Annotated in this window: 11 protein-coding genes; 4 read left to right on the forward strand and 7 right to left on the reverse strand. The window is 43.1% G+C overall.

All coding sequences use genetic code 11. The features are described from left to right. Positions 1–47: 47 nt before the first annotated feature. Positions 48–1727, forward strand: a complete 1680-nt coding sequence (locus tag ABD744_RS00470) for a dihydrolipoyllysine-residue acetyltransferase (protein WP_344794321.1) — start codon at positions 48–50, stop codon at positions 1725–1727. A gap of 28 nt (positions 1728–1755) precedes the next feature. Next, a complete protein-coding gene (locus ABD744_RS00475; protein ID WP_344794323.1) occupies positions 1756–3789 on the forward strand; it encodes a methyl-accepting chemotaxis protein in 2034 nt (677 codons plus the stop codon). A gap of 78 nt (positions 3790–3867) precedes the next feature. Here the strand turns inward: ABD744_RS00475 and ABD744_RS00480 are convergent, their stop codons facing one another. The 6 genes from ABD744_RS00480 to ABD744_RS00505 form a co-directional block, all read right to left on the reverse strand. Continuing rightward, positions 3868–4716 (reverse strand): prepilin peptidase, encoded by an 849-nt coding sequence (locus ABD744_RS00480; protein ID WP_344794325.1) that lies wholly within the window; start codon positions 4714–4716, stop codon positions 3868–3870. Positions 4717–4727: 11 nt separating this feature from the next. Next, on the reverse strand, positions 4728–5951 hold the full coding sequence (locus tag ABD744_RS00485; RefSeq protein ID WP_344794327.1) for a type II secretion system F family protein: 1224 nt from the start codon (positions 5949–5951) through the stop codon (positions 4728–4730). 42 nt (positions 5952–5993) lie between these two features. After that, positions 5994–7703 carry a type IV-A pilus assembly ATPase PilB gene (pilB, locus tag ABD744_RS00490; protein WP_344794329.1) on the reverse strand — a complete coding sequence of 570 codons (1710 nt, stop codon included), beginning with the start codon at positions 7701–7703 and terminating at the stop codon, positions 5994–5996. Positions 7704–7809: 106 nt separating this feature from the next. Next, positions 7810–8193, reverse strand: a complete 384-nt coding sequence (locus tag ABD744_RS00495; protein WP_344794331.1) for a type IV pilin protein — start codon at positions 8191–8193, stop codon at positions 7810–7812. 85 nt (positions 8194–8278) lie between these two features. Beyond that, a complete protein-coding gene (locus ABD744_RS00500; RefSeq protein ID WP_344794333.1) occupies positions 8279–8701 on the reverse strand; it encodes a pilin in 423 nt (140 codons plus the stop codon). 162 nt (positions 8702–8863) lie between these two features. Further along, complete coding sequence (locus ABD744_RS00505; protein WP_344794334.1) at positions 8864–9607, reverse strand: hypothetical protein; 744 nt, start codon at positions 9605–9607, stop codon at positions 8864–8866. Positions 9608–9689: 82 nt separating this feature from the next. On the opposite strand from ABD744_RS00505, the gene ABD744_RS00510 reads away from it, so the two are divergent. Next, positions 9690–11468, forward strand: coding sequence for an O-antigen ligase family protein (locus tag ABD744_RS00510; protein WP_344794336.1), 1779 nt, complete (start codon positions 9690–9692; stop codon positions 11466–11468). On the opposite strand, the gene nadC is transcribed toward ABD744_RS00510, so the two are convergent. Next, complete coding sequence (gene nadC, locus ABD744_RS00515) at positions 11463–12323, reverse strand: carboxylating nicotinate-nucleotide diphosphorylase (protein WP_344794338.1); 861 nt, start codon at positions 12321–12323, stop codon at positions 11463–11465. The genes ABD744_RS00510 and nadC overlap by 6 nt on opposite strands. Positions 12324–12535: 212 nt before the next feature. On the opposite strand from nadC, the gene ABD744_RS00520 reads away from it, so the two are divergent. Further along, positions 12536–14800, forward strand: a complete 2265-nt coding sequence (locus ABD744_RS00520) for a DUF1631 domain-containing protein (protein WP_344794340.1) — start codon at positions 12536–12538, stop codon at positions 14798–14800. Positions 14801–14806 lie beyond the last annotated feature (6 nt).

Here is a 14806-nt window from a genome sequence, read left to right on the forward strand (position 1 = left end):
GGTTAAGAGCAGCAGAAAGACGCTTTATATCAGAGGAAAGGATTGTGATGGACGAAATCAAAATACCTGATTTGGGTGGTTTCCAAGACATCGAAATTATTGAAATGCCGGTTGCTGAAGGTGATGCCGTAGAGCAGGACGAAGCTTTGTTGGTGTTAGAAACTGATAAGGCGACGATGGAGGTTCCCGCGCCTTCAGCCGGAGTAATTAAGCGCTTTAACGTTAAAGTCGGGGATAAAGTGAATGAGGGTGATGTCTTTGCGTCAATGGAGATTCAAGGGCAAGCACAAGATTCGGCAGAAGAAATGGAGAGCAGTACGGTGGCAGGTGACGCCGCTTCATCACCGCAGCAAGTTGATTCGTCGAGTGCGCACTCTGGTGAGGCGGTTCAGCAGGCTGCATCCGATAACGTAAGTTATGAACAATCTATTGTGGTGCCTGACATTGGCGGTGCTTCCGATGTATCGGTGATTGAGGTATCGGTATCGGAAGGTCAGTCGATTGATGCGGAAGAATCCTTGATTGTTTTGGAGACGGATAAAGCGACCATGGAAGTGCCTTCTTCGGTGGCGGGGGTGGTTCAGACGTTGGCTATTAAAGTCGGCGATAAAGTGAATGAAGGTGACCTCATTGCAGTGGTTTTGGTTGAGGGTAAGGAAAGCTCTCTTCATCAGGCCGCTAATTCAGCCGAAGATAAATCGGATGAAGCTGAAGAAAAGGTTAAAGTTCAATCAGTTGGCGCCGATAGCAATAAAGACGGCTCGAATCACCAAAGCCAGGCTTTGGCCGACGAGGGTAAAACACTTTCAACCAGTTCAAGCATTTACGCCGGGCCTGCGGTCAGAAAGTTGGCCAGAGAGTTTGGTGTTTCGTTGAAGGATGTTCTCCAGTTAATTGGCGCGTCCGGCCCGAAAGGCCGAGTATTACAAGAAGATATACAGGGTTATGTGAAAAAGCGTTTGGGTGAATCGAACGACACGCAACCTTCCGGAGCGGGCATAGAGCCTATTCCAGCGGTGGATTTCAGCCGATTTGGTTCGGTAAGACGAGAAGCACTGTCCCGAATTCAAAAGATCAGTGCTCAGCATTTACACCGTTGCTGGCTGAACGTTCCTCACGTTACGCAATTTGATGAAATTGATATTACTGAACTGGAAAGCTTCAGAAAGAAAGTGAATCAGGATGGGATCTACGACGTAAAACTTACGTTGGTTCCTTTTTTGGTCAAAGCCGTGCAAAAAGTGCTTTCTGAAATGCCGCGCTTCAATGCCTCACTGGCGCCTGAAGGCGATGAAATAATAATTAAAGAGTACTATCACATTGGTGTTGCAGTGGATACAAATCAAGGTCTGATGGTGCCTGTCGTTAAAAATGTGGATACAAAAAGTATCTTGAACATTGCCAGTGATTGTATGCATTATGCTCAACAGGCGAGAGAAGGAAAGCTTAAACCTGATGCATTGCAGGGAAGTTGTTTTTCAATATCCAGCTTGGGTGGCATTGGAGGAACGCAGTTTACTCCGATTGTAAATGCACCTGAAGTGGCGATATTAGGGGTGTCTAAAGCGTCGATCAAACCCGTTTGGGCGGACGAGGGATGGCAACCGAGATTAATATTACCAATCGCTTTATCTTATGATCATAGGGTTATTGATGGCGTATTGGCTGCAAAGTTCACAACGAGATTAAAGCAAGTATTGGAAGATAGCCGTCATTTGCTTTTATAAGGTTTCCTGTTAAGAAGTTGGTGTATATATGAAGCTGATAATTCGTCCTTTCGTCAAGTTGATGAATCAACTGAATTACGCGTACAAATTCAGTTTGATCAACGTGATGTTCCTGCTCCCATTGTTGGCTTTAAGTTACGGTTTGGTTGAAGAGCTTCAGTCTGATATTGAAATCACCGAAAGTCAGATTGAGGGTGTTGAAATCGTCAAAGACACCTTGTTAGCCCTTCAGTTTGCTGCCGAGTACCGGGATTTAAAAGCTACTTATATCTACAAAGGCAATGAAGAAATGCGCAGCCGCATTGCCCAGTCTGAAGGGAATGTGGAAGAAGCCTTGGCCAAACTGGCGGGTTGGAAACCCAAGTGGGACAAAGAAGATCGGTTGACGGCGCAAATGACATTGGCGTTTGAAAGCTGGGAAAAGCTTAAAACCGACAATGTTCGTGACTATTACGTGGATGAGCAGGTAAAGCGTTACCAGGACTTACTGAAACCGCTTATCCGCATGTTAAAAACCACCACACGGGCCTCGGGCCTGGCTCAGGCGCACGATGGGGCCATCTTAAGTTTGCAAGAGTTGTTGGTTCGGCTGTATCCGGAATTCTCGCCTTTGGTCGCTAAGTTACGAGCTACGGGGATGGTGGCTTTTAATGCCGGCTTTATGGATTCCGGTACATCTGATTCTTTGAATGACGCTTACGATGGCTTTATTGATTCCCTGGCGCGTTTTGAGAAAGACATGAATGAGCTGATGGAAGAAGACCCAAGGTTGATGCGTGCACTTGAAGAGCCTGTCAGCGGTTTAGTGGGCAGAATGAATGACATGATGGCGTATTTGGACGATAACCTGATTTCGGCTATTCAGCTTGAGTCTACTTGGGATAAGTATTACGTCGACAGTTCTGATTACGTTAATGAGTTGTTTAATATTATGGGAGTGACGGTTACTCCGCTCATGACCCGGATTCTTGAAAATCGCCTTGAAGAGCAGAGTTCGACCCTTCGAATCTTTTTGATTTCAATTACGGTGTTGTTGGTCATTATTCTGTTAATGTTCTTGGGTTTTTATGTGTCTGTGAATGACACCATTGCCAGCTTCCGGAATTCCGCTAAAAAAGTTTCTAACGGTGATATGAAAGTTCGAATGAGCTTGCACACTCGCGATGAGATGGGTGAATTAACCACTGAATTTAATACCATGGTTCAGCGTATTCACGACCTGATTCAGGCAGTCAGTATGACTGCAGTGGAGGTGGACACGCAGTCCAGTAAACTTGAATCGATTTCTTCCAAAAGCCGAGACTCAGTAGATCGCCAGATGCAGGAAACTGAACAGGTTACTGTGGCTGTGAATGAAATGACGGCCCAGGTTCAGCAGGTGGAAGAGAATGCAACACATGCTACGCGAGAAGCTGAGAAGGCGAAACAAGAAGCCTCAGTGGGGACACAACAGGTAGACGCTGCGCTCAAGAATATCGATGTGTTAGCGTCGGAAATAGAAAATTCGGTGTCAGTGATTAATCGAGTCGCAAAAGACAGTGCCAATATTTCTCAGGTTCTGGACGTGATTAAAGGCATTGCCGAACAGACTAACTTATTGGCATTGAATGCTGCTATCGAAGCTGCTCGTGCGGGTGAGCAGGGCCGTGGATTTGCGGTGGTGGCAGATGAAGTTCGTACACTGGCTCAAAGAACACAGTCTTCTACGGAAGAAATTGAAGAAATGATTTCGCGTTTACAGTCGGGTGTGAAAGACGCCGTTAAGGCGATGGAGGTCAGTCACGATCGAGCCTCTCAAACGGTTGATGAGTCAGGTAAAGTAGGCGAAGTATTGGCTAACATCAGTGCCTTGATTGAATCCATTACCGCGATGAACCAGCAAATAGCGTTGGCTTGCAGCGAACAAACCAATGTGGTGGTGGAGATTGATCGGAACATTAACTCTATTTCAGATTTGAGCCAACAGACATCGGGAGATGCTGAAAGTACGGCCAGAGCCAGTGGGGAAATGGCTCAATTAACGCATTCGTTGCAAGAGCTGATCAGTGCTTTTAAAGTCTGAAAAAACTAATGCGAGTATCTTAAAAAAACGCCAGATAATCTGGCGTTTTTTTATGCTCGGCTATTCAATGAGTTGAATTTAAAGCGTCGATAAATACCAGTGATTTACCTCTGCTCCGTAAAGAAACGCAATGACGCCGGCAATGGCCAAACTTGGGCCAAATGGGAAAGGCCGACTCTCACCTGATTTGAACATTTGACTCAGCCCAAAAACAAGTCCGATCACCGAAGATATGATCAATATTTGTGGAAGCATCATCCAGCCACACCAAGCGCCAAGTGCGGCTAATAACTTGAAATCGCCGTAACCCATGCCTTCTTTGCCTGTGGTGAGTTTAAATAGCCAAAAAATCGACCATAGGATCAGATAACCAAAAACTGCACCAAAAAGTGCACTGGTGAGATCGGTATAGAGGTTCATTGAATTTGCAATTAAGCCAAGCCATAACAAGGGCAAGGTAATGTTATCGGGTAATAATTGCTCATCCAGGTCAATGAAAAACAGAGCGATCAACAGCCAGATGAATACCATGGCCATTGCCCCGGCAAGTGTGGGCTGGAAATGGTAAATCATGACCCCTGAAAGAAGACCTGTTAATGCTTCAATGGATGGATATCGCAGCGATATGTGCGCTTTACAGTTGCTGCACTTACCTCTTAAAAAGAGGTAGCTGATTACTGGAATATTCTCCCAAGGGCGAATTTTATGCTGGCACTTGGGGCAGGTTGATGCTGGTGTCACTAGGTTAAAGCTCTCTTGCTCTAACTTCTCTTTGTCTAGCTCAAGAAAATCGTGGCACTCTTCTTTCCATTGACGCTTTAACATCACCGGCACCCGGTAAATCACGACGTTTAAAAAGCTTCCTACTAATAAACCTAAGATCACAGAAAAGGCGAGCAGTTGCTCGCCTGAATAATTTAATTCCATAAGTTACCTTATTAGCCGATTGTCTTTCCGAGCTGGAAGATAGGTAGATACATAGCGATAATCAAGCCACCAACGAGAACCCCTAGAACAGACATAATGATCGGCTCCATAAGGCTGGTTAGGCCGTCAACGGCATTATCTACCTCGGCTTCGAAGTGAGTCGCTACTTTATCCAGCATTTCATCTAGAGCTCCAGATTCTTCACCAATAGCGACCATTTGAAGGCACATGGGTGGGAAAAGACCTGACTGTTTCATTGAGTGGTTAAGTTGGGTGCCGGAGGAAACGTCTTCTTTGATTTTGTTAATCGCATTTGTAAAGACCACATTACCTGCAGCGCCAGACACAGAGTCAAGTGCTTCAACGAGTGGGACACCTGCGGCAAATGTGGTTGATAATGTTCTGCAGTATCGTGCAACGGATGAATCGTAAGTGATTTTTCCAACAACCGGAGCTTTAAGTAATATTCTATCAAGCTGGTTTCGGGCTTTTTCTGATCGTTTTAGAACTTGGGAAAAGGAATACCCGATAGCAATGATGCTTATAAGAATAATAAACCACCAGGCCTGCATGAATTCAGATAAATTGATGACCATTTGTGTAAACGCTGGTAGCTCAGCTCCAAACCCAGCAAAAACAGACTCAAATTGAGGTACAACTTTAATAAGAAGGATGCCTGTTACAACAGCAGCAATAACCAATACGGCAATAGGGTAGTTGAGTGCTTTTTTTAGCTTGGCTTTTAAAGCTTCTGTCTTTTCTTTGTAGGTTGCAATTCGGTCGAGCATGGTTTCTAGAGCACCGGACTGCTCTCCTGACTCAACTAAGCTGCAGAATAAGTCATCAAAATATAAGGGGTGTTGTTTGATTGCATACGCAAAACTACTACCGCCTTCTACTTCAGTTTTTATTTTCAGGACTAGTTCTTTCATGGACTCGTTAGCAAGTCCCTCGGAAACAATATCAAATGATTGAACAAGTGGAACCCCTGCTTTCATCATGACTGCCAGTTGCCTGGTGAAGATGGATATGTCCATTGGTTTAATGGACTTCCCTTTGCCTCCAAGTAAAGACTTTCTTTCTTGAACTACTTTAGTTGGGCTAATACCTTGAGAGCGCAATTGAGTTTTAACCAGAGCACTTGAGAGTGCGGACATATCTCCTTTTTTGATTTTGCCGGACCGGTCTTTTCCTTCCCAAATGAATTTTTTCTTTTCTTGCTGCTTCTGAGCCATATTGGATCTCTTTTAACCGAATATAACGATTAATGGTAATAATTAATGTGATGAAGTTACTCGATTGGCTTCTTCAAGGCTGGTGACTCCCTGCATGACTTTCTTTAGACTTGATCGCCTCAAGTCATCAAAACCTTCTCTTTTACAAGCTTCTGCAATTTCTATGGAGTTACCGCCTTCCATAATGATTTTTGAAATAGGTGAAGTGATTTTTACGACTTCATAGATGCCAACTCTTCCTTTGTATCCTTTGTTGCAGCTATCGCAGCCTACAGGGCGATAAATATCAAATGGTTGAGATAAGTCATTTTCAGTGAAGCCTTCTGCGAGCAATGTTTCTTTAGGCACTTCAATGATTGCTTTACAGTTTGAGCAAAGTCGTCGACCCAGTCTTTGTGCAATGATTAGATTGACTGATGTTGCCAGGTTGAATGCTGGCACCCCCATGTTAATCATGCGCGTTAGTGTCTCAGGTGCGCTGTTAGTATGCAGGGTAGACATTACCATGTGACCCGTTTGCGCCGCTTTGATGGATATTTCTGCCGTTTCCAGATCTCGGATTTCACCAACCATGATGATGTCGGGATCTTGTCTCAGGAACGAACGCAAAGCTTCGGCAAAAGTTAATCCAACCTTGTTATTTACATTACACTGGTTAATCCCTTCCAAATTAATCTCTACAGGGTCTTCAGCGGTTGAAATATTTCTTTCTGGAGTGTTTAAAATATTTAAACCAGTGTAGAGGGAAACTGTTTTTCCAGAGCCAGTAGGGCCAGTTACCAGAATCATTCCTTGAGGCTGTTCTAATGCAGACATATACATGTCTTTTTGTTCTTCTTCGTAGCCAAGAGCATCGATGCCCATTTGGGCGGAGCTTGCGTCTAAAATTCGTAGAACCAGCTTTTCTCCGAATAAACAAGGTAGTGTATTTACCCGAAAATCAATGGACTTGGTTTTTGAAATTTTTAACTTGATACGCCCATCCTGTGGTACACGCCTTTCAGCAATATCCATTTTGGACATAACTTTTAATCGTGCGGATATTTTAGCTGCTATTTGATTCGGTGGCGAAGAAACTTCATGAAGCACCCCGTCGGTTCTGAACCGAACTCGATAACGCTTTTCGTAGGGTTCAAAGTGTAAATCAGACGCTCCTGTTTTGATTGCAGTTAACAACATTTTATTAATGTATTTCACGACGGGTGCATCATCGGCTTCAGACTGTGTTACATCTTGTTCTTCTTCGTCTTCAGCAATCTCTAAGTCGCCAAATTCTTCGTCATCATCGCCAATAGAAAAGCTGGTAGTGTCTGTAGCGTTTAAAAAATTTTCAATCGCTTTTTTGAGAGACTCTGGTTCGACTAAAATTGGATCAATGTTTAATCCTGAGCTGAATTTTATTTCATCAATAGAGTGTATGTTGGTCGGGTCAGATACACCGACAAACAGTGTTTTTCCTCGCTTCATTAAGGGAAGAATTAAGTTCTTTTGAATGAGTTCAGGTTTAATGATGTCTTTTGGAATGTGCTCAGGGTTATAAGCTGAAAAGTCCATGATGGGTAAGCCAAATTCTTCACCTGCTGCAACAGTAATGTCATTCGACTTTGCAAGCTTATTTTGGCAAAGGTAGCTGATTAACGAAACTCCTTGACTTGTTGCTGATTTGCTGGCTTCTATGGCTATTTCTTCTGAAATTATACCATCATCAGCGAGTCGTCTAGCTAAGCCTGACAGCCTTGTTTCGTTATTCATTTTGATCCCCAATATAAATTTGCTATTAGGAATTTATAGCACAAGAATAGACGTTAAGTCAGTGTAATACTTGTCAATTTTATGACTTAGGTATTAGTTTCAGAAATTAGTTCTTTTCGTAGGTTTCGACAACACTGGTATCTGAAGCAAGCGTTACTGTGATTTTATAACAGTCAGTGATATTTCCACCAGAACAGGCTGCTACCGTATAAGTGTAGGCACCGGCATTATTGCCTTCAGGCTTGAAGCCCAGAGTAGTTTCAAGTGGACCACCGCTACCGCCAGTCATAGTACCTGCTACATAAGTGTTATTATTTAAATAATAAGCTTCTTCAAATAACTTAAGTGTTTCTAAGTTATTTGAAGCGACTTTTGTTTGACCTGAACGAACATAGCTGTTGTAAGCGGGGAGTGCGACAGAAACAAGAATTCCGATAATAGCAACAGTAACCATCAGCTCAATCAGGGTAAACCCTTTTGTTTTTATCATGTGCACACCTCAATGTTTTATTCAAGTAAAACGCAAGAAACTCCAAACGGAGTTTCTTGTGAGCCAACTCTTAATTAGCTTACGCTTAATTTACAGTTGTAAATGTAATTGGTGTCAGTACGTTGCCATCTGCATCGGTTCCAGAGATTGACATAGCTGCACCAAGTGTAGCAAGGCCACCAGTTAGACCAACGATACCAACCTGTCCTGTGTCTGCCGCAACTACCGCAGAACCTTTAAATGCATCTAGGGATGGATTCGCTACAGCTTTTTTGTTGCCTTCGTTAAGTGTAGCAACAATGTTTACGCTTGTTCCACCACCAGCAACTTTAGCGGATTCGTTTTTAACCAAACGCATTGCTACTTCCATGTTGCCTTCTACTGCTTCTAAGCGAGAAGATGTGATGTAGCCGTTGTATGCTGGGATTGCTACAGCAGCAAGGATGCCGATGATTGCAACAACGATCATTAGTTCGATTAATGTAAAACCTTTTTGTACTTGTTTCATTCTGATTCCCCTTTGGGTTTGACTAAAAATTAATACCGTTTTGGATGTTGTTGTTTAAGCTATACTGGTGCCAATTTTTATAAATCTTATTTTAATCAATGCGTTAGGTTGTTTTTTTGCCGCAGAGTTTCTTTTTGGTATAGATTGTTATGACAAAAAACGTCACTTTTGGTTGTTTTTTAGTTCTATAAAGTCGACTGGTTTTAGGTTTTCATTGAAAACAAGAATTCCTATGGAAAAACTTCCTTTGTATCGAGCAAAAATAAACTTATCTGTAGTCTTTTGATTCCAAATTTTAATAGCTTCTTTTTCTTGGGGGGTGCCGTTAATGGCTAGGTTGTCAATGTCTATGGGAGCTTGTTGAAAACTGCTCAACAGCTTTAGTTGTGTGTGCTCTTGAATGCCATGATAAGTAGCGATAATGGACTCTGTATAGGCGTCGTAATCCCCTTCTGGAGGCCTGGTGCTGTAAAGTACTGAGGGGGTGTTTTGCTTATCTAAGTCAAAGAAAACGTCTGGATTCAGATCTTGTTTTTTCGCATCAATAAGTTTGATGGGGTAAAACGTTTTATTGTGTACTAGGTAGCTGATACCTATGACTTGTGCGTTATACGCCTGCTTTACACCCCAGCTAAAAGCAATGACCTGAACGATCGCAATGCAGGTTAAATCAAAACAGATGGCTTTTTTTGATTTTAGAGGAGAAAAGACTAGGAAAGTGAGAAACGGACCGAGAACAATATCAACAAATAAAACAATTTTTAAGGCTTGCCAACCACCTTCTGCAGCAAAGAATGGGTTAGGGAACCACTGAGTCAACATATAATAGAGCACAATAGAAAATGCTGTTAGGCTCAATAGAGTATGAACGAGTGTTGCTTTAAACTTTGCGTTGATATGTTTCATAAAATTTAAAGTCCTTTGTGTTTACTGTTGTAATAGCGGTAAGCTAACTGGATTAAAATAAAGTGATAAATATAGGGTTTGAATGATTTTTCTTAAGTCTCGCGCATTTTTGTATGTTTTGTTGATTTGTATGGTTGCAAGTTTTGCAATTTTACCTCAAAACTTTTATCAAACCTCTGGTCTCAGGTTCTTATTATCTTTTGGTATCGCTTCTTTGTTCTTAATTGCGTTTACTTCTAGGCTTCAATCAAGCTCACTCACAGTTTTTTTATTACTTTTACTGCTTTTTGGGGCAGCTTCTCTTTTTTTCAATGGCGTAAACTCAGATAGTCTTCTTTCTTTTATTCAGCTTTGTTCGATCATGATGGTTATGGTGGCTGCCTACTTAGTTGTTCGAGATGAAAGTGAGGAGTCATTTTTTGTTCCGCTAATGAATATCTTGATTTTTGTTGCGGGGTTGGTTGTTTTTATTGGCTTTTTAGAGTCGTTTAGTTCTGTGGATTTGATTTATCGCAGTCAGGCCGCTCCAGGATCAACTTTTTCAAACAGAAACTTTGCTTCTAATGCTATAGCTTTGGTGATTCCTGTTTGTACTTGGTTGGCTTTTTTTCGAAAAGGAACCATAACTCAAATTTTAATTTACACAATGGTGTTAGCGAGTTTATTTGCATTTTTGTCTTTGACCAAAACAAGAGGCGTGTTACTGGCTTTAATTCTTGGCGCTGCATTCTGTATGTGTGTTGCAAAGTGGGTTCATGGGCGGAAACTTAACTGGAATGGGTTTTATTTACCCTTTCGAGTGTTCTTGGTGCTTTCGGCTTTCATTGGGTGCTGGATATTAAGTCCTGCTCAAAAAGAGGTTGTTAAAGTTGCAACGGTTGATAACAGTATTCAGTATCGGCTTGATGCGTGGGGGAGTAGTGCCGGCGGTATTATAGACAAACCAATAATAGGGCATGGTCTTGGGCAATTTCGATCTGTTTTGTATCAAAATTTACAGGGTACAACACTAAGAAATGCGGTCTCTGAAGATAGGCAAATGCTTCATGCTCATAATGAGTATATTGAGCTGTGGGTCGAGCTTGGTTTTATTGGACTAGGGCTGCTTATTGTATTTATTTATTTTTTAATTAAACAAATAAAGCGTAGTTATTCTGAGTTGGCGCTTTTCCTATTGGTTGGTATTTTAGTGTCTTTGATTCACGGCTTTTTCTCTTTTCCTTTGCGTTATGGTGGTACTGCCATAATGTGGGCGCTGATTGTAGGGCTTTACCTTGGGGTGACCTCTCGAAAGGAAGCGCTAATAGCTAGTGATGTACCGAAGGCAGTGAAATACATCTATGGCTTTCTGGTTCTTTTTGTTTTTAGTGGTGTAGGGGCAGTTGGTTATAGCCATTTAAAACATGGTAGCGAGCTTGGTAAGGTCTACCATTCGGGGATGAAGGGCGTAAATTGTGAACAGTTAGCCGACTATGAGCGAAATAAAAGCGAATTTTGGTTGAACGAATATACGGCAAAAGTTACTTACGTTTCAGTGCTGAATCGTTGTAACTATGTGACAAATGAGAGTTACCAAACTGTAAAAAACTTATTTGCTAAAGATCCAACGTTTATTCGTGGCGGCCTCTATCTTGCAAATATTGAATTTCAGTTAGGTGATTTAAATACAGCAAAGTTAAGGTTGATTCCTATGGTGGAGCATCACCAAGAGTTGGTGGAACCCTGGTTGCTGTTGGCAAAAATTTCGATGAAAGAAGAGTCACCAGAGGATGCCCTAGTTTATCTGAAAGCGGCTAGAGCATCAGGCAATAAATTGAAGATGGTTGATTCGGTTACACAGGAGTTATTCCCAGGCTCATAACTCTACAAAACGCATCGATAAATCTAATGCCTTCACGTCTTTTGTCAATGCACCGATGGAGATGTAGTCCACGCCGGTTTCAGCTTTTGCTCGGAGGGTTTGTTGGGTGATGCCGCCAGACGCTTCGAGTTTGGCTTTGCCTTGAAACTGTTCTTTGTTGATGGTTACTGCCTTAACCAGGTCTTCATTGCTGAAGTTGTCCAGCATGATGATATCCGCGCCGGATTTGAGTGCCTGATCCAACTCTTCAAAGTTTTCCACTTCCACTTCAACGGGCTTGCCTGGGGCAATTTTCTGCGCTTGAGTCACCGCTTGTTCAATCCCGCCTGCTGCGCTGATGTGGTTTTCTTTGATTAAAAACGCATCGAACAAGCCTATGCGATGGTTGTCACAGCCACCGGTTTTAACGGCGTACTTTTGAGCAAGACGCATGCCGGGTAGTGTTTTTCTGGTGTCGAGCAGTGTGACGGACGTGCCTTCGACCAGTTTGGTGTATTGATTTGCCAGGGTCGCGGTCGCAGATAAAGTTTGAAGGAAGTTTAAGGCACAGCGTTCTCCGGTCAAAAGGGAGCGGGCAGAGCCTTTTAGTTCGAATAAAACGTCATTGGCTTCAAGTACATCTCCGTCGCTTTTATGCCAGATGACTTCAACGTTGGCGTCGAACTGTTTGAATACTTCATTGACCCAGGCCTGGCCGCATAAAATCCCAGGTTCTCGGGTGATGATTCGGGCGTGGCCAAGTTTGTTTTCGGGGATCAGTAAAGCGGTAATATCTCCATCGCCTACATCTTCCTGAAGGGCTTGTTGTACACTTTGCTGAATGTTGTTGAGTAGGACATTGGAGATCGTGGTCATAAGAAAGTAACTCGTTACATTTTGGTAATTTGACTGGCGTTATTGTAATAGGTTTGGAAGCTGCTCGTAACCGTCAATTTAATATCGTAAAGATACGTAAAAACGTGACGTAAATCCGCATATTTCGGGTATCTTCGTATTAAACTATGATTTATATAAAAACAGTACTTTAGTTTTATCTATAGCACTTGGAACTCATCGGAGAAATGTCAATGAGCCCTCAAAAGAAAGTGGTTTCAATTAATTCTGGAGGACAGACCCAAGTAAAGGGGTTGTCGGTTCCGGTTAAGGCATTTTGTGATCTTTCAGAGAAAGAATTAAAGATGCTTCTTCGTGCGATGTTTGATAGTGCGGATGATACTTTATTCAAGTTGTCCGATAAGGCATCTTCGAACGAACAGCAAGAGCGTTATTTTAATGCGATGAGAGCCGTTCGTCTGCAGCGCCGCCAAATGGAAGCTAAGTTTTTTGAAGGATTTAAAAATTCGGTGAAGGAGATGTCCTCCGGCGTTGCGATATCGTCTCGCCAGGATGATAAAGTCTCGATGGACAGTTTGTCGTTGGTTCAGAACGATGAGCTTGAAGAGCGCGTTGCGCTTGAAACTATGTCCAATAAAACCACGACCGCGAACAAAACATCGCTCAGTTATTTGAATCAGCGTTTGGCCTATTTATTGGCGAAAGAAGATTTAAGTGATGCTGACAACCCGGTTGCTCCAATTAATTTGTGTGATTATTTCAGTGAATCCCTTGAACTGCTGGATTTGGATATTGAAGCACGGCTGTTAGTTTATAAATTGTTTGACCAGTTTGTGTTGGCCAAATTGTCTGGTCTATACGAAGAGATTGATAAATTGTTGGTGACTCATGGTGCATTACCGGATTTAGGCCGAAAACAACCGGCAAAAGTTAAATCAAATTTCGATCAGCAGAACGGGGATGCCGGTGACACTGGTGCTCAAGCTTCAGGTGGCGGTAATGTCACTCAAAACGATTTAAAGCCCATCTTCCGGTCTTTGCAGAAGTTGTTGACTCAGGTTCAGGGGGTGAACAGCGACGTTCTGGTTGCGGCGCCTTCGTATCAAGGGCCGACTCAGCCAACGGCTCAACTGTGCCAGACTTTGTCTACCATCCCAATGCCTTCGGAAGCGGAAGGTAATGAGCTGCAGGCTTGGTTGCAGTTTGATATTCGAAACCATGTGCGCGGTGCCTTGCAGGAATCCGCTCCGGCCGGTCGACCGCTACCAATGAGCCGTAAAGACAACGACGCCATTAATTTGGTGGCGATGTTGTTTGAATTCATTCTGGAAGACAGAAACATCATTCCAGGTATTCGCGCACTTTTGGCTCGCTTGCAGTTGCCGTTGGTGAAATTGGCGTTGCAGGATCAGCGTTTCTTTGACCAGAAGACGCATCCGGCCAGAAGTTTATTGAATTCTTTAGCCTCAGCCGCCGTTGGCTTCAACACCCAGACCGATCGTTTTCAGGAGCGATTGAAGTTCAAGATTGAAGAGGTGGTTACCCGGGTTTGTAATGAATTTGAGAATAATGTCGACTTGTTCGAATTATTAAATGCCGATTTTCAGGTCTTTCAGGAAAAAGAGAGTCGCCGTGTTGAGTTGGTGACTCAACGTTTACAAGACGCAGAAGAAGGCAAAGCCAAAACCGAGAATGCCAGAGAGTGGGTAAAAACGGCACTGCACTCAGTGACGGAGCCGTACCGACCTCTGCCGGAGTTTTTGGATACTTTGTTGTCTGAGGCCTGGAGTAAAGTGTTGTTCCTACATGCGCTGAAATCGGGTCACGACAGCGAAGATTGGAATAATGCGGTGTTTGCGATTGAGCAAATGCTGTGGTCGGTGGCCGGAGAGCATTCCAGAAGCACCCGACCTGTTTTGTTGAAAGTCATTCCTATGGTGCAGAAGAAGATACGTAAGGGATTAACTGACGTATCTTTTAATCCTTATGACAGCAGCCGTTTATTGAAAGAGCTTGAAACGCTTCAAATTAACATGCTGAAAGAAGCAAGCACCAAAGAAGGCACACTTGAACAGGCAGAGCAGTCTAAAAACTGGTTAGTCAAAACCTATACGGCGGCAGAAAAGCTGCGTGATACCGAAGAAGATTTGTCTCCGAATGAAACCATGGTTGCTATCGACCAGGTGCTGACTCAGCAGAATCAGGACGTGGATGATGACTCATTAAATGAGTATCTGGCTAAAGTGGATGATTTTGGCAATGGCAGCTGGTTTAAACTGACCAAAGAAGAAACGGAAATTCGTTGCAAACTGGCGGCAGCGCTGCCGAAACTGAATAAATACATTTTCGTTAATCATGCCGGCATTAAGGCGCATGAATGTTGCCGTGTTGAGTTTGCCAAAATGTTGCAGTCCGGGCAGATCAGTTTGATTGATAACGGTGCTGTGTTCGATCGCGCATTAAAGGCGGTGGTGCAAACGCTTCGCAAACCAGCCTAGTTGTTT

Origin of the sequence: Litoribacillus peritrichatus, assembly GCF_039537985.1 — a bacterium.
GTDB classification, from domain to species: domain Bacteria; phylum Pseudomonadota; class Gammaproteobacteria; order Pseudomonadales; family Litoribrevibacteraceae; genus Litoribacillus; species Litoribacillus peritrichatus.

Coding starts and splice junctions, on each gene's coding strand:
- ABD744_RS00470 (WP_344794321.1), top strand. CDS start 48: ATGGACGAAATCAAAATACCTGATTTGGGTGGTTTCCAAGACATCGAA.
- ABD744_RS00475 (WP_344794323.1), top strand. CDS start 1,756: ATGAAGCTGATAATTCGTCCTTTCGTCAAGTTGATGAATCAACTGAAT.
- ABD744_RS00480 (WP_344794325.1), bottom strand. CDS start 4,716: ATGGAATTAAATTATTCAGGCGAGCAACTGCTCGCCTTTTCTGTGATC.
- ABD744_RS00485 (WP_344794327.1), bottom strand. CDS start 5,951: ATGGCTCAGAAGCAGCAAGAAAAGAAAAAATTCATTTGGGAAGGAAAA.
- pilB (WP_344794329.1), bottom strand. CDS start 7,703: ATGAATAACGAAACAAGGCTGTCAGGCTTAGCTAGACGACTCGCTGAT.
- ABD744_RS00495 (WP_344794331.1), bottom strand. CDS start 8,193: ATGATAAAAACAAAAGGGTTTACCCTGATTGAGCTGATGGTTACTGTT.
- ABD744_RS00500 (WP_344794333.1), bottom strand. CDS start 8,701: ATGAAACAAGTACAAAAAGGTTTTACATTAATCGAACTAATGATCGTT.
- ABD744_RS00505 (WP_344794334.1), bottom strand. CDS start 9,607: ATGAAACATATCAACGCAAAGTTTAAAGCAACACTCGTTCATACTCTA.
- ABD744_RS00510 (WP_344794336.1), top strand. CDS start 9,690: ATGATTTTTCTTAAGTCTCGCGCATTTTTGTATGTTTTGTTGATTTGT.
- nadC (WP_344794338.1), bottom strand. CDS start 12,323: ATGACCACGATCTCCAATGTCCTACTCAACAACATTCAGCAAAGTGTA.
- ABD744_RS00520 (WP_344794340.1), top strand. CDS start 12,536: ATGAGCCCTCAAAAGAAAGTGGTTTCAATTAATTCTGGAGGACAGACC.